Source organism: Halorubrum trapanicum (genome assembly GCF_002355655.1).
In the GTDB taxonomy this organism is placed as follows: domain Archaea; phylum Halobacteriota; class Halobacteria; order Halobacteriales; family Haloferacaceae; genus Halorubrum; species Halorubrum trapanicum_A.
Map to the genome: position 1 here is coordinate 2,588,576 of NZ_AP017569.1, position 21,677 is coordinate 2,610,252.

Annotated in this window: 21 protein-coding genes and 1 tRNA gene; 12 read left to right on the forward strand and 10 right to left on the reverse strand. The window is 66.6% G+C overall.

What is annotated here, in order from left to right:
* Positions 1–149 precede the first annotated feature (149 nt).
* From CPZ01_RS12630 to CPZ01_RS12650, 5 genes are all read right to left on the reverse strand, one after another.
* On the reverse strand, positions 150–1,076 hold the full coding sequence (locus tag CPZ01_RS12630) for an ABC transporter permease subunit (RefSeq protein WP_096395605.1): 927 nt from the start codon (positions 1,074–1,076) through the stop codon (positions 150–152).
* Positions 1,076–1,822, reverse strand: coding sequence for an amino acid ABC transporter ATP-binding protein (locus tag CPZ01_RS12635; RefSeq protein ID WP_096395607.1), 747 nt, complete (start codon positions 1,820–1,822; stop codon positions 1,076–1,078). The genes CPZ01_RS12630 and CPZ01_RS12635 overlap by 1 nt, the downstream gene beginning before the upstream one ends.
* Positions 1,819–2,637, reverse strand: coding sequence for an amino acid ABC transporter permease (locus CPZ01_RS12640; protein ID WP_096395609.1), 819 nt, complete (start codon positions 2,635–2,637; stop codon positions 1,819–1,821). Before CPZ01_RS12640 ends, CPZ01_RS12635 begins: the two co-directional genes overlap by 4 nt.
* A gap of 1 nt (position 2,638) precedes the next feature.
* Positions 2,639–3,442 (reverse strand): basic amino acid ABC transporter substrate-binding protein, encoded by an 804-nt coding sequence (locus CPZ01_RS12645; RefSeq protein WP_096395611.1) that lies wholly within the window; start codon positions 3,440–3,442, stop codon positions 2,639–2,641.
* A gap of 122 nt (positions 3,443–3,564) precedes the next feature.
* Entirely contained in the window at positions 3,565–4,404 is an 840-nt protein-coding gene (locus CPZ01_RS12650) for a COX15/CtaA family protein (protein ID WP_231899249.1), read from the reverse strand.
* A 185-nt stretch (positions 4,405–4,589) separates the two neighbouring features.
* Here CPZ01_RS12650 and CPZ01_RS15095 point away from each other — a divergent pair, with 185 nt between their 5' ends.
* On the forward strand, positions 4,590–4,739 hold the full coding sequence (locus CPZ01_RS15095) for a hypothetical protein (RefSeq protein ID WP_157745986.1): 150 nt from the start codon (positions 4,590–4,592) through the stop codon (positions 4,737–4,739).
* Entirely contained in the window at positions 4,739–6,241 is a 1,503-nt protein-coding gene (locus tag CPZ01_RS12655) for an MATE family efflux transporter (RefSeq protein WP_096395616.1), read from the forward strand. Before CPZ01_RS15095 ends, CPZ01_RS12655 begins: the two co-directional genes overlap by 1 nt.
* A 60-nt stretch (positions 6,242–6,301) precedes the next feature.
* On the opposite strand, the gene CPZ01_RS12660 is transcribed toward CPZ01_RS12655, so the two are convergent.
* Positions 6,302–6,757 (reverse strand): DUF5814 domain-containing protein, encoded by a 456-nt coding sequence (locus CPZ01_RS12660; RefSeq protein WP_096395618.1) that lies wholly within the window; start codon positions 6,755–6,757, stop codon positions 6,302–6,304.
* A 160-nt stretch (positions 6,758–6,917) separates the two neighbouring features.
* On the opposite strand from CPZ01_RS12660, the gene CPZ01_RS12665 reads away from it, so the two are divergent.
* From CPZ01_RS12665 to CPZ01_RS12675, 3 genes are all read left to right on the forward strand, one after another.
* A tRNA-His gene (locus tag CPZ01_RS12665) sits at positions 6,918–6,990 on the forward strand.
* Positions 6,991–7,323: 333 nt separating this feature from the next.
* Positions 7,324–8,790 carry an HPP family protein gene (locus CPZ01_RS12670; protein ID WP_096395620.1) on the forward strand — a complete coding sequence of 489 codons (1,467 nt, stop codon included), beginning with the start codon at positions 7,324–7,326 and terminating at the stop codon, positions 8,788–8,790.
* A gap of 138 nt (positions 8,791–8,928) precedes the next feature.
* Positions 8,929–9,498: a DDE-type integrase/transposase/recombinase gene (locus CPZ01_RS12675; RefSeq protein ID WP_096395622.1), complete on the forward strand. Its 570-nt coding sequence runs from the start codon at positions 8,929–8,931 to the stop codon at positions 9,496–9,498.
* Between the two features lie 528 nt (positions 9,499–10,026).
* Here CPZ01_RS12675 and CPZ01_RS12680 read toward each other — a convergent pair.
* Both CPZ01_RS12680 and CPZ01_RS12685 read right to left on the reverse strand, forming a co-directional pair.
* A complete protein-coding gene (locus CPZ01_RS12680) occupies positions 10,027–10,587 on the reverse strand; it encodes a hypothetical protein (RefSeq protein WP_096395624.1) in 561 nt (186 codons plus the stop codon).
* 49 nt (positions 10,588–10,636) lie between these two features.
* Complete coding sequence (locus tag CPZ01_RS12685) at positions 10,637–11,368, reverse strand: MBL fold metallo-hydrolase (protein ID WP_096395626.1); 732 nt, start codon at positions 11,366–11,368, stop codon at positions 10,637–10,639.
* A gap of 165 nt (positions 11,369–11,533) precedes the next feature.
* On the opposite strand from CPZ01_RS12685, the gene CPZ01_RS15100 reads away from it, so the two are divergent.
* The 3 genes from CPZ01_RS15100 to asd all read left to right on the forward strand — a co-directional run bounded on the left by CPZ01_RS15100 (position 11,534) and on the right by asd (position 14,172).
* Positions 11,534–11,674, forward strand: coding sequence for a hypothetical protein (locus tag CPZ01_RS15100; protein WP_157745988.1), 141 nt, complete (start codon positions 11,534–11,536; stop codon positions 11,672–11,674).
* Positions 11,671–12,756, forward strand: coding sequence for a hypothetical protein (locus CPZ01_RS12690; protein ID WP_096395628.1), 1,086 nt, complete (start codon positions 11,671–11,673; stop codon positions 12,754–12,756). The genes CPZ01_RS15100 and CPZ01_RS12690 overlap by 4 nt, the downstream gene beginning before the upstream one ends.
* 369 nt (positions 12,757–13,125) lie before the next feature.
* Positions 13,126–14,172, forward strand: coding sequence for an aspartate-semialdehyde dehydrogenase (asd, locus tag CPZ01_RS12695; RefSeq protein ID WP_096395630.1), 1,047 nt, complete (start codon positions 13,126–13,128; stop codon positions 14,170–14,172).
* Between the two features lie 582 nt (positions 14,173–14,754).
* Here the strand turns inward: asd and CPZ01_RS12700 are convergent.
* A complete protein-coding gene (locus tag CPZ01_RS12700; RefSeq protein WP_096395632.1) occupies positions 14,755–16,749 on the reverse strand; it encodes a 3-hydroxyacyl-CoA dehydrogenase/enoyl-CoA hydratase family protein in 1,995 nt (664 codons plus the stop codon).
* A 150-nt stretch (positions 16,750–16,899) separates the two neighbouring features.
* Here CPZ01_RS12700 and CPZ01_RS12705 point away from each other — a divergent pair, with 150 nt between their 5' ends.
* From CPZ01_RS12705 to CPZ01_RS12720, 4 genes are all read left to right on the forward strand, one after another.
* Positions 16,900–17,496, forward strand: a complete 597-nt coding sequence (locus CPZ01_RS12705) for a DNA-3-methyladenine glycosylase family protein (RefSeq protein WP_096395635.1) — start codon at positions 16,900–16,902, stop codon at positions 17,494–17,496.
* A 206-nt stretch (positions 17,497–17,702) separates the two neighbouring features.
* A complete protein-coding gene (locus CPZ01_RS12710; RefSeq protein WP_096395637.1) occupies positions 17,703–17,972 on the forward strand; it encodes an AbrB/MazE/SpoVT family DNA-binding domain-containing protein in 270 nt (89 codons plus the stop codon).
* 15 nt (positions 17,973–17,987) lie between these two features.
* Entirely contained in the window at positions 17,988–18,338 is a 351-nt protein-coding gene (locus CPZ01_RS12715) for a type II toxin-antitoxin system PemK/MazF family toxin (RefSeq protein ID WP_096395639.1), read from the forward strand.
* 201 nt (positions 18,339–18,539) lie between these two features.
* On the forward strand, positions 18,540–19,796 hold the full coding sequence (locus CPZ01_RS12720) for an RNA-guided endonuclease InsQ/TnpB family protein (protein WP_096395642.1): 1,257 nt from the start codon (positions 18,540–18,542) through the stop codon (positions 19,794–19,796).
* 396 nt (positions 19,797–20,192) lie between these two features.
* Here the strand turns inward: CPZ01_RS12720 and CPZ01_RS12725 are convergent, their stop codons facing one another.
* A complete protein-coding gene (locus CPZ01_RS12725; protein ID WP_172863968.1) occupies positions 20,193–21,548 on the reverse strand; it encodes a putative ATP-dependent zinc protease in 1,356 nt (451 codons plus the stop codon).
* Positions 21,549–21,677: the final 129 nt, after the last annotated feature.

A 21,677-nucleotide genomic window follows, 5' to 3' on the forward strand; every position in this document is an offset into this window, starting at 1 on the left:
GGTCGAGGGAGCTTGATTTCAGTACGGCGTGACGGCAGCGGTGGCACGGCACAGACTGATCGGTTTTCCGGTTGGCGTACCCATCGAAAACGGTGTACAGACGGCTTCGCCGCACGCCTGGACCAGAACCGCCGATCGACGATCCCGACTCACCGCTCCCGGTCGGCGCCGAGTCCCGGGATCGCGACGCGGTCGTCGACGCGCTCCATGAACTTCGAGGCCGTTAGCACCAGCGCGAGGTACATCGCCCCGAGTATGAGGAAGACGGCCGTGTACCGGAAGGTGTCGGTCGCGACCTGGTTGGCCCGGTAGTACAGCTCCGGGACCGTGATGAAGCCCGCGAGCGACGAGTACTTGATCAGGTAGACGAACTCGTTCGTCCACGAGGGGATCGCGTACCGGAGCGCCTGCGGGAGCACCACGTAGTAGATCGACTCCAGCTTCGAGAGCCCGATCGCCCGTCCGGCCGTGATCTGTCCCTCGTCGACGCTCTCGACCGCGCCGCGGATGTACTCGGCCTGGTAGGCGGCCCCGTTGAGCGTGAACCCGAGGATCGCGACCCACACCACGTCGCGCGGGAACACGCCGGACAGCGCCGCGGGCACCGACGCCGCGAGGTTCAGCCCGTAGTAGAGCACGAACAGCTGCGCGAGGAGGGGCGTGCCGCGTAACAGCTCGGTGTAGCCCAGCGAGAGCCACGCCGAGAACCGCCCGTACACCCGCGCGACGGCCAGCGGCACGGCGATGAAGAAGCCGCAGACGAGGCTCACGCCGGTGATGACCACGGTGAGCCACGTCCCCTCCGCGAGGACGGGCGTGAGTTCCACCACGAACGCGGCGTCGGCCGCCACCGCGGCGAGCCCCGGCACCGCGGCGAACGCGCTCTCGACGGCGTCCGGTGCGACGAACGGCTCGCCGACCGGGGCGACGACGCCGCCGAGCCATCGGTTGACCCAGCTGACGACGAGCCAGCCCCAGAACAGCGCGCCGGCGGCGACGAGAAGGACCCTCCCCGCGGACGGGTCCGCGTCGGCCACGCGCTCGCCCACCGTCCGCGGTCGCGTCGCCCCCGACATCAGTCGTGGCTCGCGATGCGTTCGAGGAAGCGGCCGGTCCGCTCTTTCTCGGGCCGTTCGAACAGCTGCTCCGGCGGGCCGCGTTCGACGACCCGACCGTCGTCTAAGAACACGACCTCGTCGGCGACCGCCCGCGCGAAGCTCATCTCGTGGGTGACGACGAGCATCGTCATCCCCTCGTCGACCAGGGACCGCATCACCTCCAACACCTCGCCGATGAGCTCGGGGTCGAGCGCGCTCGTCGGCTCGTCGAACAGCATGAGCTTCGGCTCCATCGCCAGCGCGCGGGCGATCCCCACGCGCTGCTGTTGGCCGCCGGACAGCTCGGCCGGGTACGAGTCGAGCTGGTCGGCGAGCCCGACGCGCTCCAGCTGGTCCGCCGCGCGCTCGCGGGCCTCGTCCTCGGAGAGGCCCAGCACGCGCCGTGGCCCGAGCGCGACGTTCCCGACCGCGGTCAGGTGCGCGAACAGGTTGAAGCTCTGGAACACCATCCCGACCTCGCGGCGGAGCTCGTCGACGTCGGTGTCGGGCGAGAGCACCCCCACGCCGTCGAGGGTGATCGACCCCTCCTGGGCCTCCGCGAGCCGGTTGACGCAGCGCAGCATCGTCGACTTGCCGGAGCCGGACGGCCCGATCAGGACGGTCACGTCGCCGCTGTCCATCTCGAAGGAGACCTCGTCGAGCACCTGCTCGTCGCCGTACCACTTCGAGACGTCGCTCACCCGGAGGAAGTCGCCGTCAGTCACGCCGACTCCCCCTCCGGGATCGCGTAGCGGGTGCCGAGGTAGTCGAGCGCGCGGTTCGTCGTGAACGTGAGGACGAAGTAGATGCCACTGATGAACAGGATGACTTCGAGGACCGCGGTCGTCTGTTGCGTGAACAGGTCGTACCCACGGGTCAGGAGCTCCGCGAGCCCGATCGCGAAGACGATGCTCGTGTCCTTCAACACGATGGTGAACTCGTTTTGGAACCCCGGGATCGACCGCCGGAGCGCCTGCGGGACGACGACGTAGCGGATCGCCTCGAACCGCGAGAGTCCGACGGATCGGCCGGCCTCCAGCTGACCGTCGTCGACGCTTGACAGTGACGCTCGGAATATCTGCGACTGGTACGCCGCGCTCCGCAACCCGAGCCCCAGTATGCCCGCCGAGACCGCGGGAGAGATCGACCCCACGCCGAGGTTCACCTGTGGGAGGCCGACGACGAAGTAGATCACGAGGAGGATGACGACGATCGGGGTCCCGCGGAGGACGACGCCGACCGTCTCCACGAGCCGCTTCGAGAGTCCACCGCCGTACACCTCCACCGCGCCGGCCGGGAAGCCGACGAGGAACCCGAGCAGGATCGACGCGACGGTGAGCCCGACGGTCAACAGGACGCCGCCGGCCAGGTAGTCGACGTTCCGGATGACGAACCACCAGTCCGCGGGATCACCGACCAGCCACCAGTCGAACGGCTCGCCGACCGACCGAACGGCGCCCCTCGCCGTCGGTCCCGCGGCAGACCCCAGACTGTCGAGACTCCCGGACGCGATGGGCGCGAGCGACCCCGCCACCGACATCCTACTCCTGCCCGAACCAGGTGTTGGTTATCTCTTGGTACGTCCCGTCGTCGCGGACGGTCGCGAGCCCGTCGTTGAGCGCGGACTGGAGCTCCGACTCGCCCTGGCGGAGCCCGAAGCCGAACTGTTCGCCCGTCTCCTCGACGAACGCGATCGTCACGTCGCGGTTCGCGGCGAACGTCTCCGCGACGGGGTTGTCGACGACGACTGCGTCGATGTTCTCGTTCGAGAGGTCCTCGACCGCGAGGACGTAGCTGTCGTACGTCGAGAAGTTCTCCTCCGGGATGATCCCCTCGTCGATGAGGTTCGCCTCCACCTCGTCCGCGCCGGTCGTCCCCGACTGCGCCCCCACGCGCGTGCCCTCGAAGTCCGCCCATCCCGACGGCTGGAAGTCGCCGCCCTCGCGCACGAGGATCGCCTGATCGGACTCCCAGTAGGGGTCGGAGAAGGCGATCGTCTCCTGCCGGCCCTCGGTGATCGTCATCGCCGCCGCGATGACGTCGATCTCCTCGTTCTGCGTGAGCGCGGGAATGAGCCCGTCGAAGTCGAAGGTGGCCCACTCGCCGATCTCGTAGTCGGTCTCGGCGACGACGGCTTCGAGCAGGTCGATGTCGAACCCGACCAGCTCGCCGTCTTCCCGCATTTCGAACGGCGGGAATCCGGGTGCGGTTCCGGGCGTGATCGTCATGCTGCCCCCGCTCTCGCCGAGACAGCCGGCGAGGCCGGTGGCTCCCACGGCGGCCGTTCCGCCGGTCAGCTTCAGGTACGTCCGTCGGCTCACGTCGGCTTGGGTGCGGCGTGTCATACCCGTGCGAGTACGGCGAGCGATTTCAACCTTTCCTCCCTCGGGCAGGGTCAACCCGTCTCTGGGGATCCGACATCGCCTTTCCCAAGGTGGCTCACAAAAACCCGGCCGTGCGGCGCCGGTCAGTCGCCGCCGATGGGGACGGAACCGTCACGCATCCCCTCTGTCCCGCGGAGGGTCCACGCCGCGCCCGCGGCGAGCGCGACCGCGACGCCCAGCGCGACGAGGTTGATCTGCTGCCAAACGACGGTGTAGAGGACCAGGTCGCGCCCGAGCAGCAGCGTCCCGACGAGCGCGGTCATGGACCCGGCGGCGAGCGCGCGGACGGTGGCGGCTGTGCCGGCGTCGAGGCCGTCGTATCCCCCTCGGACCGCCTCCGTCGCGTACGCGACCGTCGCGACGAGTCCGAGGTGCCCGGCGAGTCCGGTGATATAAAAGGCCCCCTGCGCGGGCGGCGCGTAGGTGAGGAACGGCACCGCCCGCGAGAAGACCGCGCTGGCGACGATCCCCGCGACCGCGATTCCCGCGGCCGCGCGGAGCAGCCGCGCGTTCCCTCGGCCGCCGCCCCAGATTGTCGCCAGTCCGAGCAGCGTGAAGATTGTCAGCGCCACGATCAGGTGCGCGGCGTGGGTCGACACCGTGTATCCGCCGGGGACGAGCCCGCCGAGCGTGACGGTGATCGCGCCGACCGCGATCTGAAGCGGGAGGACCGCGACCGCCAGCGTCGCCGCCAGCTTCGTCCGGCGCTCGAAGCCCGAGCCGAGCCACGTCCACCCGGCGACGCCGACGATGAGGAAGCCGGTGACCATCGCCCACACGCGGTGGAACCACTCGATGAAGTCCGGGTTGATCGTCAGCGCCGGGATCAGCTGGTCGGAACACAGCGGCCACTGGGCCTGACACGCCAGTCCGGAGCCGGTCGCCGCCGTGTAGACGCCGAGCGAGAAGAGGACGAGCGTCATCCCCGTCGTCGCCGCCGCGTATCGCCTGAACGTTAGCCACGCGGGCCGAAGACTCATTGGCCGATTTCGGGCGCGCGCGCACTTAGACCGTTCGGCCGCTCCCCGCGCACGGGAAGCGCGCACCGGGCCCCTCCGGCTTCCGAACGTTTTTGACTGACCAGTCAGTCAGTATTGACAGGTACCGAATGGCCGACACGGAACGACCGATCCCCGACGTCTCGCACAGCTCCATCCTCGAAGGCGACGCCGCGTCCAGTCGCCGCCACGACTTCGAAGTCGCGTCCAGTCGCCGCCACGACCGCGACGCCGCGAGCCTCCGGGAGGCGATCCGCTGATGGGGCTCCGCGATTCGGTCGACTCGCTGTTCAAGGGGGCCGACGAATTGGACCTCACCTCGGGCGACATCGGGTGGCCGCTGTTCTTCCTTTCCCTACCGATCGTCGTCCAGAACCTCTTTCAGGTGCTGTACAACCTGGCCGACACCTTCTGGCTCGGCCGCTACAGCACCGAGGCGCTGTCGGCGATCACGTTCGCGTTCCCGATCGTCTTCCTGATGATCTCGCTGGCGCTCGGCGTCTCCGTCGCGGGGAGCGTCCTCGTCGCGCAACACACCGGCGCCGGCGACGAGGAGCGCGCCGCCTACGCCGCATCGCAGACGATGGCGTACGCGGCCGTCATCTCCGTCATGCTGGGCGTGCTGGGGTACGCCCTCGTCGACGACGTCACCGCGCTCCTCGGCGTGAACGAGACCGTGGCGCCGCTCGTCGTCGAGTACATGCGCGTGTACGCGGTCGGCCTGTTCGCGGTATTCGGCTTCGCGGTGTTCATGGCGCTGATGCGCGGCTACGGCGACACGGTGACCCCGATGTACGTCATGGCCGGGTCGGTGGTCCTCAACATCCTCCTCGACCCGATACTCATCTTCGGCTTCGACGCGAACCCCCTCTTCGGCGCGCTCGGACTCGGCGGGCTGGAGGCGGCCGCGCTCGACGCGACGGGATTCACCGGCTGGGGGATCGCCGGCGCCGCCATCGCGACCGTCGGCTCCCGGGCCCTCGCGCTCCTCGTCGGGCTTCGGATCATGTTCCGCGGGAACCGGGGCGTCCGAATCCGACTTTCGGAGATGCTCCCCGATCCCGAGTTCGGCAGGACCGTCCTCGGCATCGGCCTGCCGGCCTCCGCCGAGGGCGCGGCCCGGTCGGTCTCCATCACCGCGCTCCTCGTCGTGGTCGCGAACTTCCCGAACGCGGTCAGCGGGGCGTACGGCATCGGGACGCGGATCTTCTCGGTGATCTTCCTGCCGGCGCTCGCCGTCTCGCAGGGGATCGAGACGATGACGGGGCAGAACATCGGCGCCGAGGAGCTGGACCGCGCCGCCGAGACGAACCACTTCGGCGCCCGCGCCATGCTCGGCCTGCTCACGGTCGGCGGCGGGGTCATCGTCCTCGCCGCGCGGCCGATAGCCGGCGTCTTCTCCCCCGATCCGGCGGTCGTCGACCACGCGGCGACGTTCCTCCGCGTGAGCGGCCTCTCGTTCGGATTCATCGGCGCCATGCGCGCGTACACCGGCGGCTTCCGCGGCGCGGGCCACACGATGATCGCGGCCGTCATCTCCCTGATCACGCTCGGCTTCGTCCGCCTGCCGGTCGCGTGGGTCGCCGCCGGCTCGCTCGGGACGATGGGACTGTGGATCTCGTTCCCGATCTCGAACGTCGTCGGCGGGGTCGTCGCGTACCTCTGGTTCAAACGCGACACCTGGCGCGAGGGGAACCTGACCGAGGAGGACGCACCCGCCGAGGAAATCGGCTCCGGCGTCGCCTCGCCGGACAACGACTGACGCCGGGCCGCGGCGTCTGCGAGCGGGGGCGGCGTCGGCGGGCCGACTCCGTTCCGGACGCTATCCCGACAGTTCCCGCTTCGCCTTTCGCGCCCGCTCCGACATCTCCTCGTCGCCGTCGACGTCCGCGAGCGTCTCGACGGCCTCGAGGTTCCGCACCGCGTCGTCGAGGAAGGAGAGCACGTCGCCCGTGTACGCGTACACCATGTAGTCGTCGGTCATCACGTCGACGATGGCTTGCGGGCCGAGCCCCTCGGCGCGCAGCTCGAGGACGTAGCGCATGAACTTCTCCTCGGGATGGCCGCAGTAGGGGTTCGAGTCGCAGTCGCAGTCGAGGAAGTCCTCGGCGAAGTCGAGGACGCGGTCGCGGGTCGTCTCGTCGAGCTTCGAGAGGCCGTCGCCGGTGAACAGCAGGTCGAGGGTGGCGCCGGCGAACGCCCCCTTCGGGATGTTCGCCTCCAGCTGGGAGGAGAGCTGCCGGTGGTTCTTCACGTAGATCTTGTCGGTAAAGGCCACAGTTACGCTCCGATACGCCCGCGGCCCTCAAAAGCGACGCGGTGATCGGAGAAGCGAGCGGCGTCTCTCCCGGGCGCTCCGCGTCGGGCGCCACTCGGTCGCACGCCCGTCCGGGAGTCGTAACCGTTATTTATCGAAGCGGGGTACTTTGCGACGCGTGTCCGGGTTAGGGTAGTGGACTATCCTTCAGCCTTGTGGAGGCTGAGACGCGGGTTCGATTCTCGCACCCGGACCTACACGGCGGAGCCGTGTTGCGTTTTCACCGGTTCTCAACACAACGAGAACCATCTGTTTCAAGTCAAAAAGGCGGGTCTCCGGGTGGTTCCCAACCCGTCCGAAGCTGTCACAATATCAGTTGACTGACCACCGAGAACACCTCATCGGCTGGAGTAATCGCAGCTTTCGATTACAACGGTAGCGAGGCGAATTCCTCCGTTTACGGGTGAGATGAAGCCGACAACAGAGAATCTATCCGCGTTCCCGGCCGTACTCGGGCTTGGATACTTGGCTGGCTCGTTCGGGTGTTAAGCCGACACTCAAATCAGCCAGCGTGTCAAGACTCACGTATGCGCGATCAGCTCCGACGTCATTATCACTCGATTCGCAATCGACTCCTGCGAATTGAACGACGTGAGGTTCACGAGATCCGTCGGTGGCTCGAGGACACGGAAAATCTGCTTCACTTCTCTGTCGTGGTTATCGTACCGCTTCTCATCGGAGCCATCACGTGGATAGCGAACGTCTCACCGATCGTGTCCTTCCTCGTTTACCCGCCGCTGGCGTCGGGCACATATACGCTGTTTGCTGACCCTGATGGACCGTACTCCTCGCCAACGACGTTCGTCGGTGGGATGACCGCCGGGGCGCTCAGCGGATGGTTCGCGCTCGAAATCGGAACGCGGTTCTGGTACCAGACTCCGCCTGAACAGTTTCAGGTACAGGCTGGCGTGGCTGCGTTCGGTATTTTTCTCACCGGTATCGTCACGTGGGCCCTCTCACTCGAAGAACCGACGGCGTTTTCGACGGCGCTTCTCGTCCTCGTCACCGGCTCCGACCGGCTGGCGTACGTCACTGGAATCATCGGAGCGAGTCTACTCATCGCCGGCGCCTTCGTACTCTGGCGGCAGCACTTCTATCACGAACGTGCCCGCTATCTGTACACGTCCACCCACGGTGACGATCAGATTCTGGTACCTGTCCGTGGCGAGACGTCCGAGTCACTCGCCCTCTTTGCCGCACGTCTCGCGGCCGCCCACGACGCCAGCAAGGTCGTTCTCCTGAGAACAGTCAGTGAGGAGGTCATCGAGGAAACCGAAACGATAGTGGCGGCTACTCAACAGGGGACTGTTCCCGAGGCTCCTGAAGAACCGCCGGATGAAGGCGTAACCCGCGCAGCTGAAGAGTTGGTGACTGAACAGCAACTACAGCGGCTCGAAGGACTCAAAAATCTGGTCGAATCAACCGTCGATGTATCGTGTGAGTTCGTGATCGCCGCGGAGGGAAACTCAGCTGGAGAAACCGTTCTCACGACGGCTGAAGAGGAGAACTGTGATCTGATCGTCTGTCCGTACGAAACCGAAGACGGAGGCCCCAGTTCGTTCGTCAGAACGATCTTGAAAGGTAACACGGACTCGATCGTGTTGCGCTCGTCGAACGGACGAACGGAGTGGCGGCGCATTCTTGTAATGGCCCGCACGTCAGGAGAACCCGCCAACGCGATGCTTGACTTCGCGGTTCGACTCCTCCCCCCTGACGGGACCATAAGTGCGTGCACTTGTATTTCACACCAACAGGAGCGTCGGACAGCGGAGATTATGCTTGAGAATCTCGTCGAACAATTTTCGACGGGTATCGAGACTCGCATCAGCGTCGCGTCTGCCGAAGCGTTCCTCGACCGGAACGCATCCTCGTACGATCTAGCAGTTGTCGGGGCGAGCACTGATCGAAGCGTTCTATCACGAGTCGTGTCCATGCCGACATTCAAACGCATTCAAGAGGTTGACTGTGACGTCGCAATCGTCCATCGAGCATAGAAGGTTGTGTGAACTACCCTACCCTACTCGCTCACGGCTGACGCCGTTCGCTCCTTGAGGATAGGGCTTCCTGCTTCCGAGGGTGTCAACCTTAGCGTGAAGGAAGCGGCCGAGCAAGGGTAAGTTGGGTGTTGAGCAATGCTCGACCGCATGGTTGAGAAGGCTCGCCAGCAGGAAGTATTTTCCCGTGAGGACACGCCGACGGAGCGGCGTGTCCTCGCGGCGTTTTTGTACCATGCTGGCCTCTCCTACCGGCGAATCGAACCGTTCGTTGATCGCTCGTATGAGGCGATCAGACAGTGGTTTCATCGGCTCAAGCATCTCTTCGAGCCCGACTGCCGGGCTCGCCAAGAAGTCGCCGTCGATGAGACGAAAATCGAGATCGACGGCGACGAGCACTACGTGTGGGCGGCAGTCGATTGTGACACGCTCGAAGTGCTTGCCGTCGAGGTCTCTCCCGGCCGATCGAGTCTCGATGCGCTCCTGTTTTTGAGGGACGTTCTCGAACGATGCCGCGGTCGCCCGCTGGTGCGGGCCGACCGCGGCCCGTGGTACGACTGGCCGCTTGAACTCTTAGACTGCGAATACGAGCGTGAAACGTGGGGAAATCGGTCACTCATCGAAGCGTGGTTCGGGATCTTCAAATACCGAACCAGACGTTTCTACCACCGATTTCCCTTCCACAGCACCGCCAGCTCCACCAGATAATGGCTCACAGCTTTCGCCGCTCTCCACAATGCTGCGCTCTAACCTTGACACCCTTCGAGGGTGGGGGCTTAGCGCCTATATCCAGCTAACCCCGGTTTCAGGAACTCTTCTATTGGAGGGTTCAATATCGATCGATGGAACCGCCGGACCCGCGCTTCCGTTCGCAGTCGTCTGTCCGACTCTGTTCCTCGGTGCGGCTGCCTCCATCGCGCTCTCAAGTGGTCTTGGAACGTAACAATCAGGCGAAAAGAGCCCGTCAGCGAGGTCAGTAGACAGGATGGCATTGCGTTGGGTCCCGTATTTAGATACGGTCTCTCAAGACGCGGGCCGGGTTCACGAAGCGGGGGGTGGCCAGTCCCCCCGTGAGCGGCCAGAATTCGGCTTTTTCGAGGACCGGCTTTGGCGCATAAACCCGGTAGTGGGGGTCGGCAAGGCCTTGTAGAGGCCGAGACGCGGGTTCGATTCCCGCACCCGGACCTTCTCGCGGTGAGCGACACCGCGAGCCTAGGGCCGCGCCGGCTGCGGGCGCTACCGCAGCCCTTCGAGGATCTGTAGGTACCGGAACCCCGTCTCGCTGTAGTCCTTCGACGACGCGTCCGCGGCGTCGCGGAGTTCCTCGATCCGGTCGGTGTAGTCGTCGTTAATCACGAGTCTGACGGCGGGCTCGTGGTCGCGCTCGGTGCGTTCGACGACCTCGGCGAGCCCCTCGGTCTGATACCCCTCGCTGACGTACGGCGACCACAGCTGGATCTCGGCGAGCGAGAGGTCGTCGAACACGACGTCGAGGTAGCCGACGACGCGGTCGAACTTCTCGGAGATCCGCTCTAAGCTGTACTGGTAGCTCGCGTTGCCGTACGCGGCCCACTCGTCCGTCGAGGGCGTCCCGGAGTACAGCTGGCCGTCGAGGTGCGTGACGACCTCGCAGGCGAAGATCCGCCGTCCCCCGGGCGTCGACTTGACGCCCAGCACGTCGAGCTCCGTCTGGTCGCCACGCTCCATGGAACGCTGGTTGTACGTCACGAGGTCGCACTCCTCGATGACGCGGAGGTACGCCCCGACCAGCTGCTCTCCCGGCTGCGGCTGCGTCACCGTCGATCACCGGTCCGGACGCGGAACCGACTGCGGCTACTGAATGCTCTCATAGGATCCGCTCGCCGTCCTCCGGGACCAGCACGTTCTCCGTCTCCGATCGGAGCTCCTCGCGCGAGAGCAGGCAGTGGTTGATCGCCTCCATGTGGACCACGGCGACGGCGGCGTCCGTGGCCTCGCGTACGGCGGTCACGTCGTCGACCCCCATCGTGATCGGTTCGCCCTCGTTGAACCGCGCCGCGCCGCCGTTGAGGACGACCGCGTCGGGGTCGAAACGGTCCAGCGTCTCCGCGACGGGCTCGTACCAGACCGTGTCGCCCGCGAGGTACAGCGTCTCCTCGCCCTCGAAGGCGAATCCGGAGACGGGTCCCATCCGCTCGGCCAGTTCGCCGTGTCCGTGACGGCCGGGCGTCCGGTGGAGCGTGACACCGTCGAACGACGCCGAATCCTCGACCGGTCGCACGTCGGTGAACCCGTCTTCGACGAACGCGTCCGCCTCTGCGGGCTGGCAGAACAGGGGCACGTCCGCGTCGAGCTCCGCTTTCGCCGCGTCGTCGAAGTGGTCGGGGTGGCGGTGGGTGACGATCACCGCGTCGTGCGCGAGATCGACGTCGGGCATCGGGACGAGCGGGTTGTTCCGGTCGTTGGGGGTGTCGTCGATCGCGGGCATCGAGCCCTGCGGCGCGAACAGGGGATCGACGAGGAAGGCCGTCTCGTCCACGGTCGCGAGGACCGTGGCGTTGCGAACGAGGGTGACGCCGGTGCCGGCGGCTGTCGACATACCCTCGGTTCGGCGAGCAACGGGTTGTGACTTGCGCCGCCTTCCAGCGGCGAGGCGCGACAGCGGCGACCGTCAGGCAGAGGTCCGCGAGCGCGACTGCCGCGCCCCGGACGGCCTCGTCGCATCCGGATACTTATATGGTGCTCGCGAGTCGTGTCGCGAGTAATGGAGAGCTGCGAGACGACGACTCGATCCGGATCGCTCCCGAAGAGCGCCGGGACTGGCGCCGTCGGCACGGCCGTGGTCTGGGAGGCGGACGCGACGCACTACGTCGACGACCTCTCGGTCCGCGTCGAGGCGCGATGAGCGGGGACTCGGAGCCGGCGTCGAGCGCTTCCGACGCCCCCGACGGCCCCGACGCGGAGAGCGACACGGACACCGCCGACACGATGCGCGAGCGCGCCGGCGAGAGCCGCGTGAAGCTCTGGCTGCTGTTGCGCGCGGACCGGCTCGTCGTCGCGGGGGTCCTGACGGCCGCCGTCTTCGTCGCGTTCGTCGCCGTCGCGGTCGGCCTCTCGCCGTCCCTCGCGGAGAAGGTCGGGTCGAGCGATCCGATCGAGACGCTGTTCGCGTCGATGATCACGGCGATCGTCACCGGAGCGACCCTCGTCGTCACGATCGGACAGCTCGTGCTCACGCAGGAGAACGGCCCGCTCGGCGACCAGCAGGAGCGCATGAACGACACGCTCGCGGTCCGGGAGTCGGTCGCGGACCTGACCGGTACGCCGGCCCCCACGGACCCGGCCGCATTCCTCGACGCGGTCCTCGGCGCCGCGGCGGAGCGCGCCCGGGGTCTCCGCGACTCGGTGTCCGATCAGGAGGGCGACGGCGACGGATCGGACCGGGCCGCACTCCGGGAGGAGGTCGACGACCTCGCCGCCGAGGTCACGGGGAACGCCGACGCCGTGCGCGGGCAGCTCGACGGCGCCGAGTTCGGCTCCTTCGACGTCGTGTTCGCCGCACTCAACTTCGACTACGGTCCGAAAATCGGCCGGATCGAGCGGCTCGCGGCCGATCACGACGATGAACTCACCGACGACGAGCGGAGTACCCTCGGGGAGCTGAAAGAGGCGCTGTCGCTGTTCGGGCCCGCCCGCGAGCACGTCAAGACGCTGTACTTCCAGTGGGCGCTGATCGACCTCTCGCGCCTAATCTTATACGCCGCGGTGCCCGCGCTGGTCGTCGCGGGCCTCGCCCTCACCGCCGTCGACGCCGGCACGGTTCCGGGAAGCACCCTCGGCGTCGACCACGTGACGCTCGTCGTCGGGGGCGCGTTCGCGGTCACGCTCCTCCCGTTCTCGCTGTTCGTCTCCTACCTGCTTCGCGTGCTCACCCTCGCGAAGCGGACGCTCGCGATCGGGCCGCTGGTGTTGCGCGACTCGGAGTAGTCGATCGCGGTCGCTCTCGGAGTCGTCGGAATGTCGCCCGCGACACTAACGACCGGTCTCATCTCCGGCGGCGTGCCGCGTCGACCGGGAAACCCTCGTGGCGGGCGGTCGCCTGCGCGGCGACGGGCGGGTCGCGTCTGCGACCGGTGTCACGCGCCTGGGTTCTCCGCGCTGTCATCGCTCCCATCGGGGAGTACTCGGGCGGGGACTAATGGCGCGCACCGGAACGTACCGTCCCGAGGCGTTTAACGGTCCTGTTCCCGGTGGCAAGGCCCCGCGACCGGCTCCGGTTCGCCGGCGACGCGGAGCGACCGGCGGTATCGACGCCTATCCGAACGCACTTACGTCCCTGTCACCGACCCACGCGCAATGTCAGTCCGAGTCGGCATCCTCGGCGCGACGGGCGCCGTGGGCCAGCGATTCATCCAGTTGCTCGACGACCACCCGACGTTCGACCTCGCCGCGGTCACGGCGAGCTCGGAGAGCGCGGGCGAGACGTACCGCGAGGCGGCGAAGTGGCGCGTCGACACGCCCATCCCGGACGACGTCGCCGAGATGGAGGTCGCGGAGACGACGCCAGCGGGCATCGCGGACGACGACGTCGACCTCCTGTTCTCCTCGCTGCCCTCGGGCGTCGCGGCCGAGGTCGAGCCGGCGTTCCTGGAGGAGGGCTACGTCGTCTCCTCGAACTCCTCGAACGACCGCATGGCGGCGGACGTGCCGCTCACGATCCCGGAGATCAACCCGGACCACCTCGATTTGATCGAGGTCCAGCGCGACGAGCGGGGCTGGGACGGCGCCCTCGTGAAGAACCCCAACTGCTCGACGATCACGATGGTGCCGACGCTCGCCGCCATCGACGAGTTCGGCCTCGAAAGCGTCCGCGTCTCGACGCTCCAGGCCGTCTCCGGCGCCGGCTACTCCGGCGTCACCTCGATGGAGATCATCGACAACGCCATCCCGCACATCGGCGGCGAGGAGGAGAAGATGGAGACGGAGTCGCGCAAGCTGCTCGGCGAGTTCGACGGCGCCGAGGTCGCGCTCCACGGCGCCGACGTGGCCGCCTCCTGTAACCGGATCCCCACGCTCGACGGCCACCTGGAGAACGTGTTCGCCGAGTTCGCCGCGGACCCCTCGCCCGAGGAGCTCCGCGAGGCGATGCGCTCGTTCGAGGGCGCCGGCGACCTCCCGAGCTCGCCGGACCAGCTGATCAAGGTGTTCGGCGACGACGAGCCCGAGCGCCCGCAGCCCCGCCTCGACCGCACGTACGCGGACGGGATGGGGATCGTCGCCGGCGGCGTCCAGTCGACGGACGCCGGCGCGAAGTACAACTGCCTCGCGCACAACACGATCCGCGGCGCGGCCGGCGCCTCCCTGCTCAACGGCGAGCTGCTCGTCGAGGAAGGGTACGTCTGAGGCTCGACCCGATCGACTGCCGGCGCCCGACGGCGACGACCGCACCTTTTTAAATATTAGACGGTGACCGAACCGCGGGTCGGGGCCCGAATCCCACCGCTTTGCGGTTGGCGCGCGCCTGCGAGCGGCCGCCCTCGGCGGCCGCGAGCTAGCCCGCGTGAGGGAGTCGCGGCCGCTTAAAAGCGGCCGCGACGAGGCTGGGGAGGCGTGAGGTGCTGTGCGGGGCGGTGCGGGGCGGGGCGGTGCGGGGCGGGACTCGAAGGGGCAGGCGGGAGGCGGGCGCAGACGACGCAAGGACCGCAACGAGGGAGTGAAGCGACCGAGTGAGGACCACAGCGAGTGTGCGCCCGCCTCCCGCCTGGGGCTTCGGCGGCGGTCGTGTCGATCAGTGATTTAAAAGCTAACCGTCGTCCATCGGAGCGGCTGGGGAGTTGATGACGTTAGACACCGTTCACCGGCAACAATTTATAAGCGATCGGCTGGGGCTTCGACAGTGTTTCCTCAAACTCCGCGATCAATCACTTATAAATAAACGGTCGTCGAGGTGGTCGCCCTCGCCACCACAGCCGACCCACTCGCCTCTTACTTCCCTTCGAACTCGGGCTCGCCGTCGCCCATGAACGCCGTGACCCCCTCCATGAGGTCGTCGGTGTTCATCACGTGGCCGAAGCCCATCGCCTCCACCTCTAATCCGGCCTCGTTGTCCGTCCGGCCGGAGTGGATCGCGCGCTTCGTGTACTTCTGGGCGATCGGCGGGCCGCCGGCCAGCTGCTCGGCCAGCTCGCGCGCCCGCTCGTCGAGCTCGTCGTCCGGGACGACCTCGTTGACGAAGTCGTAGTCGGCCATCGTCTCGGCGTCGTAGCGGTCGGCGGTGAGGATGATCTCCTTCGCGCGGCCCTCGCCGACGATCCGGGCGAGCCGCTGGGTGCCGCCCCACCCCGGCAGCAGGCCGAGGTCGAGCTCGGGCTGGCCCAGCTCGGAGCGCTCGGAGGCGATCCGCATGTCGGCCGCGGTCGCCAGCTCCATCCCGCCGCCGAGGCAGTAGCCGTCGATGGCGGCGACCACGGGCTTGTCCGACGCCTCGAGCTTGCCGAACGTCTGCTGGCCCTGCCGGGAGAGCTCGACGGCGTGGATCGGGTCGGCGCCGCCCGCGGCCATGCTCTGGACGTCCGCGCCCGCGGAGAACGCGCGGTCGCCGGCGCCGGACAGCAGGATCGCCCGGACCTCGTCGTCGGCGTCGAGCCGGTCGATCGCCTCGGCGAGCTCGTCGAGCACCTCGCCGCTGATCGTGTTCATCCGGTGCGGGCGGTCGATCTCGACGTGCCCGACCCGGTCTTCGACCGCGACGTTCAGCACCTCGTAGTCGGCGCCGCCCTCGGCGTCACCCGCGTCGCCGCTCCCGCCACCCGCGCCGCCGCGGAATCCGCCGGCTTCGGCGGCCTCGCGCAGGTAGTCGGTCGCCTCGTAGCGCGCCTCGCCGGTCTCCTCGGCGAGGGCGTCGAGCGTCTCGACGAGCGCGTCGAGCCCCTCCTCGTCCGCGAGCTTTGCCGGGCCGTCGGGGAAGCCCGCGCCGAGCTTGACCGCCTCGTCGATGTCCTCGGCGTCGGCCACGTCGTTGCCGATGAGGCCGGCCGTCTCGTTGGCCATCACCGCGAGCAGGCGGCGGCGGACGTCCTCGTCGACCGCGTCGGTCGGGATCTGGGCGCCCTCGCCGTCCTCGTAGTCGTAGAACCCCTTCCCGGTCTTCTTGCCGAGCTCCTCCGCCTCGACCTTCTCGCCGAGCAGCGGGCAGGGGCGGTAGGCGTCGCCGAGGACCTCGTGCATGTACTCCAACACGTGGTACCCCACGTCGATGCCGACCTGGTCGGCGAGCTCGAACGAGCCCATCGGGAGGCCCATGTCGAACTTCGTCGTGGAGTCGACCGCCTCCATCGTCGCGTCGCCGGACTCGACGATCCACGCCGCCTCGTTCATCAGCGGGACGAGGATGCGGTTGACGATGAAGCCCGGGCTGTCCTTCCGGACGCGGACGGGGGTCTTCCCCATCGACTCCGCGAGCCCCTCGATCAGTTCGAGGGTGTCCTCGCTCGTGTGTTTCCCGGAGATGACCTCGACGAGGTCCATCCGCACCGGCGGGTTGAAGAAGTGCATGCCGCAGAAGCGCTCGGGGCGGTCGGTGACCTCGGAGAGCTCGGTGATGGAGAGGCTGGAGGTGTTGGTGACGAAGACGGCCTCCTCGGGCGCGTGCTCGACGACCTCGTCGTACACGTCCTTCTTGATCGCCATCTTCTCGGGGACGACCTCGACGACGACGTCGGCGCCGTCGAGCGCCGCTTCGAGGTCGACGAACGCCTCGACGCGGTTGAGCGCGGCGTCGGCCTCGTCGTCGCCGATCCGGTCCTTCTCGGCGAGCTTGCCGAGCGACCACTCGATCTGGTCGTACCCCTCCTGGACGAGCTCGTCGTTGATGTCGCGGAGCGACACGTCGTAGCCGGCGAGCGCCGCCACCTCCGCGATGCCGTGCCCCATGTTTCCGGCGCCGAGCACCGTCACGCGCTGGACGTCTTCGAGCTGCATACCTGAGGGTCGGAACCGTCATGGTTGAACGTTTTCATCTTCCAAACGCGAAACGCACCGTAAGTTTATTCGGACGGCGGGGAGCCCGCGAACCGAACCGCGGAGCCCGCGAACCGAACCGTACTCCCGCGTGCGGCCCCACCCCTCGATATGGACGACCACGTCGCGGCAGCGCTCCGCGAGGACCCGACGATGGCGGCGCTGATCGACCGGCACGGCCCGCTCGACGTCGCGCCCGCGGCCGACGAGTTCGGCCGGCTCTGTACCTCGATCGTCAACCAGCAGCTCTCGACCGCCTCCGCGAACGCGATCCGCGAGCGGTTCGTGGACGTGCTCGGCGGCGACCCGACGCCCGACCGCGTCCTCGCGGCCGACGAGGACGCGTTGCGCGAGGCCGGCCTCAGCGGTACGAAGGTCGAGTACCTGCGCAACGTCGCGGCCGCGTTCCGCGACGACGAGCGCGACTTCACCCGGGAAGGGCTGGCGGGCGTGAGCGACGAGGCGGTCGTCGACCGGCTCACCGAGATTCGTGGGGTGGGCGAGTGGACCGCGCGGATGTACCTCATCTTCGCGCTCGGCCGCGAGGACGTGCTTCCCCTCGGCGACCTCGCGGTGCGGAAGGGGATCGAGCAGGCCTACAACGACGGCGCGGAGCTGTCGCGCGTCGAGATGCGCGAGATCGGCGAGACGTGGCGCCCCTACCGGAGCTACGGCACGCGGTACATCTGGGCAGAGTACGAGTCCTGATCGGTTGGGTGTGGATCGCCCGTGAACGTTGTCCAAGTGCCAGTCGTTCAGCCGGACGACGGTGATATTTATAAACAACTGATCGGCTCTGTTGAAATCCTATTCTTCAGACAGATACTCAGATGAAACGGCTGGTCAATGAAGGGTGCGAATTGAATGGGTATGCCACCGACATCTATATCAGTATGAAAAAAGTATGAATGAGTATGCCAGAACACAAACGGAAAGTTGGAGATCGGGGGCAAGTGACGATTCCGAAGGAACTGCGGGACCGTCGTGGCATCGAAGGCGGTGACGAAGTTGAATTCGTCGAAGTGAATGACGAGATCATACTCAAACCGCCGCCAGATGAGGAACGGCTTGCTGAAGGATATCGAAAGAGAGCCGGACGGTCTCGTGAGTTGACCGAAGAAATGGAAGAAGCATCCGCAGAAGCAACCGGGCATCTCGGTGATGCACCCGGCTGGAGCGAGTGAATTTTGGAGCCAAGTGTGCAGGTACGCCGCGGCGACATTGTCATCGTCGAACTGAATCCCACGAAAGGGAGTGAGCAGCAAGGAAAGAGCCGGCCCTGTGTTGTCATCCAGAACGATGTTGGGAATCAGTACTCACCGACAACCATCATCGCTCCATTCACAACGCGGTACACATCTGGAGACACGTACCCGTTCGAGGTGGAAGTACTGGCTTCGGATACTGCCCTCGATCACGATTCAGTAGCAGATCTCAGTCAAATTCGGGTCATCGCCATCGACGAACGTGTGAAAAAGAACATTGGATCTGTCCCGTCATCAGACATGGTAACAATCGACTCGGCAATCAAAGATAGCCTCGGCATTTGAACAAAACGCTCCGTCAGTGTATCGTCTGTACTGCCCAGAACCCAATTCAATATCTCCGTTTCCGAGGATTTTAACTGAAGCGGTAGCGCGGAGTCCCCTTCCTCAAGGAGCGACCGAAGGGAGCGAGTAGGGAGGGGAGGAGCGCGTTCGTATCTGTAACAAACACCATCTTATAAATAGCCGCTCACACACATTGAAACTGTGGCAGACGACTACGTGCGTCGGACGGCAATCACTCGTCTCTCGGTAGACGATGAGCAACGCGAGTTGCTTGAGGAAACCATCTCCGAGTGGAAGCGTGGGTGCCAACTCGCCACGGACATGGCGTGGGGGAAGTGTAACGCCAAGAGCGACGTACAACCCCTCGCTTACGACGACGTGCGCGAAGAAACCGACCTCGGGAGTCAGCACGCGATCCTCGCCACCCACCAAGCCGCACAAGCCATCACCGGCTGTCTCGAACGCCGCTCGAACGGCAAGCAGGCCAGTAAACCCACGTTCACCGCACCCACGGTGACATACGACACTCGAACGATGACGCTGTTCGATGACGATACAGTGTCACTCTCCACGACGGAGAGTCGCGTCCGATGTGAACTTGCGCTCCCTGAAGCCGAGGATGGCTACCAACGGCAGTACCTCGACTCCGACCACTGGAGCGTCACGGAAAGCACACTCACCGCTCGTGACGGCGATTACTTTTTACACATCGGCTTCCGCCGACCCAAAACCGACACCGAGCGAGACACCGCCGAGGACGGAACGGTTCTCGGGGTCGACCTCGGTATTGAAAACCTCGCCGTCACCAGCACAGCACGATTCATCAGTGGGCGCGAACTCTCACACAACCTCCGCGAGTTCGAGAAAGTCCGTGCGGGACTCCAACAGACAGGCACGCGAAGCGCCCACAGAACGCTCGAACAATCAAGTGGACGCGAACGGCGAAACGTTCGTGACGTTGTTCACCAAGCATCGAACGCCATCGTAGACGAAGCACTCCGATACGAGTGCGACGTGATCGCGTTCGAGGACTTGACTGACATCCGCGACCGAACGGGTGCGTCGTGGGGGCACAAGTGGGCGTTCCGAACGCTGTACGAGCAAGTGGCGTACAAAGCCGAAGCAGTCGGCATCTCTGTGAAGCAAGTGGGTTCGGCGTACACGTCGCAACGGTGCGCCGAGTGTGGATTCACGGCAGACGAGAATCGCCGAACTCGCACGGAGTTCCGGTGCGTGAAGTGCGAATCGGAAGCGAACGCGGACTACAATGCGGCGAAGAACATCGGGATGCGGTATGTCCGTCGAGGCCAACAGTCGTCTCGGCGGACGGGCGACAGTCAACTCGCCCTCAAGTCTGGAACAGTGACGCCAAGTGGCGGATTCACCGCCCACCCGGACGGGTTTGAGGCTGAGTTCACGGACAAGCCCCTCCCTCAACGAGCGAACCCGTCAGGGTGAGCGAAGTAGGGTGGGGTTGTTGACCAAAGCCAACTGATCAACGGCGAACACCGCCGAAGCCCCAGCCGCTCGGCGATAGGACAGTGGTTCTTATAAATAACTGAGCGACACGAACACCACCGAAGCCCCAGCCGCGAGGACTCGCGCGGCTCGCTACGCTCCTCGTCACTCGCTTCGCTCGTTCCTGCGGTGCTTACGTCGCCGTGCTTCGTCCTCGCGGCTGCCCCTTCGATTCCCACCCTACCCCGCCCCGCACGGCACCGCACCTCACGCCTCCCCAGCCTCGTCGGCCTTCCTTCGGTCGGCCGACTCCCTCGCGCGTGCTCCTCGCGCCCTCCGGGCGCTCGGAGGCACGCGCCACCGCAAGTGTTCTGGAACCGCTGGCTTCGTCTCCCCTTACTCCTCTTCTTCGAGAATCTCGCCCGCCTCGTCGCGCTCCGCCTCGTCTTCGTCGGCGCGCCGGCGCACGTCGACCCGGTAGTCGGTGAGGATGTCGCGGCCGAGGAGGAGGGGGTACTCCATGTGTCCGCGGTCCTCGACGCTCGCGGTGACGGTGTGCTGGTTGCCGCCGATGCCGATCACGAGGTCGACGACGGGGCGGGCCTTCCCGCCCTTCACGCTGCCCGACTTCACGCGCGTCATGCTCTTGATCGGGCCGGCGCCGATCTCGGCGGCGAGCTGGGTGTCGATGCTCGTCCGGGTCGCGCCCGTGTCCGACTTCGCGAGCGCCTGCGTCGAGCCGGAGGTGCCGGTGACGACGACCTCCTCGATGTAGCCGATGTCGGGCTGCTCGGTCGAGCTCGGCTTCGGCGCCGGCGCGCAGGAGGGCCGCGAGTCGTCGAGGGTCGCGGCGACGCGCTCGACCGCCTCGTCGTCCACCTCGCCGCCGACCGTCTCGATCGCGAGCCGCGCGATGTGCGGGGCGGGGCTCGTGCCGGTCGCCTCGAAGAGGCCCTTGAAGCCGGCGGTCGGGTTCACCTCCAGCACGTACCAGCCGTCGTACCCCTCGACGAGGTCGACGCCGGCGTAGTCGAGCCCCATCACCTCGGCCGCGTAGAGGGCGGTATCGGCGGCCTCCTGCGGCATGTCGTCGGTCGCGTCCTCGACCGCGCCGCCGAGCGCGACGTTGGTGCGCCAGTCGCCCTCCGGCGCGTAGCGGTACATCGAGCCGACGATCTCGTCGCCGACGACGTACACCCGCAGGTCGCGGTGCTTCTCGTCGTCGCGGTCGATCAGCCGCTGGAGGAACGCCTGCCGGTTCCCGACCTTCGGGTTCACGCGCTCGGTGAGGTCGACCTTCCACGTCCCGCCGCCGTGGGTGCCGATCGCGGTCTTGTACACGCCCACGTCGCCGAACCGCTCGCGGCCCTCGTTGAGACGGTCGTTCGACAGCGCCAGCAGCGCGTCGGGCACGCGGATGTTCCAGTCCGCGAGCGTCGCGGCCGTCGCGAACTTGTGGATCGACGCGAGCACCGCGTCCGGCTCGTTCAGCATCGGCCGGATCCGCTCGAACGTCGTCGCCAGTCCCAAAAGCTCCGCGGGCTGGTCGGTGTTCGACAACAGGAGGCGGTTCGCGATCACGTCGACCGGCGGCTCGACGGAGACGTCGCCGTCCTCGACGCTGACCGCGGCGTTCTCCTCCCGGAGCCACACGGGCTCGTGGCCGAGGTCCTCGACCGCGTTGCAGATCGCCTTCGTCTCCTTGCTGTTGTGCAGCGACAGCACTCCCACCCGAACCGAGTCCGTACTCATACGCGTCCCTGCGTGGGCCGAGCTAAAAGGCGCGCCGATCGGTTCGACACGGCGAGCGAGCGAGGGCCGTCGAGGCCGCGAGCGACGGGTTCCGACCCGGGAGGCGGTCGAGCGGAACCACGGAGGATC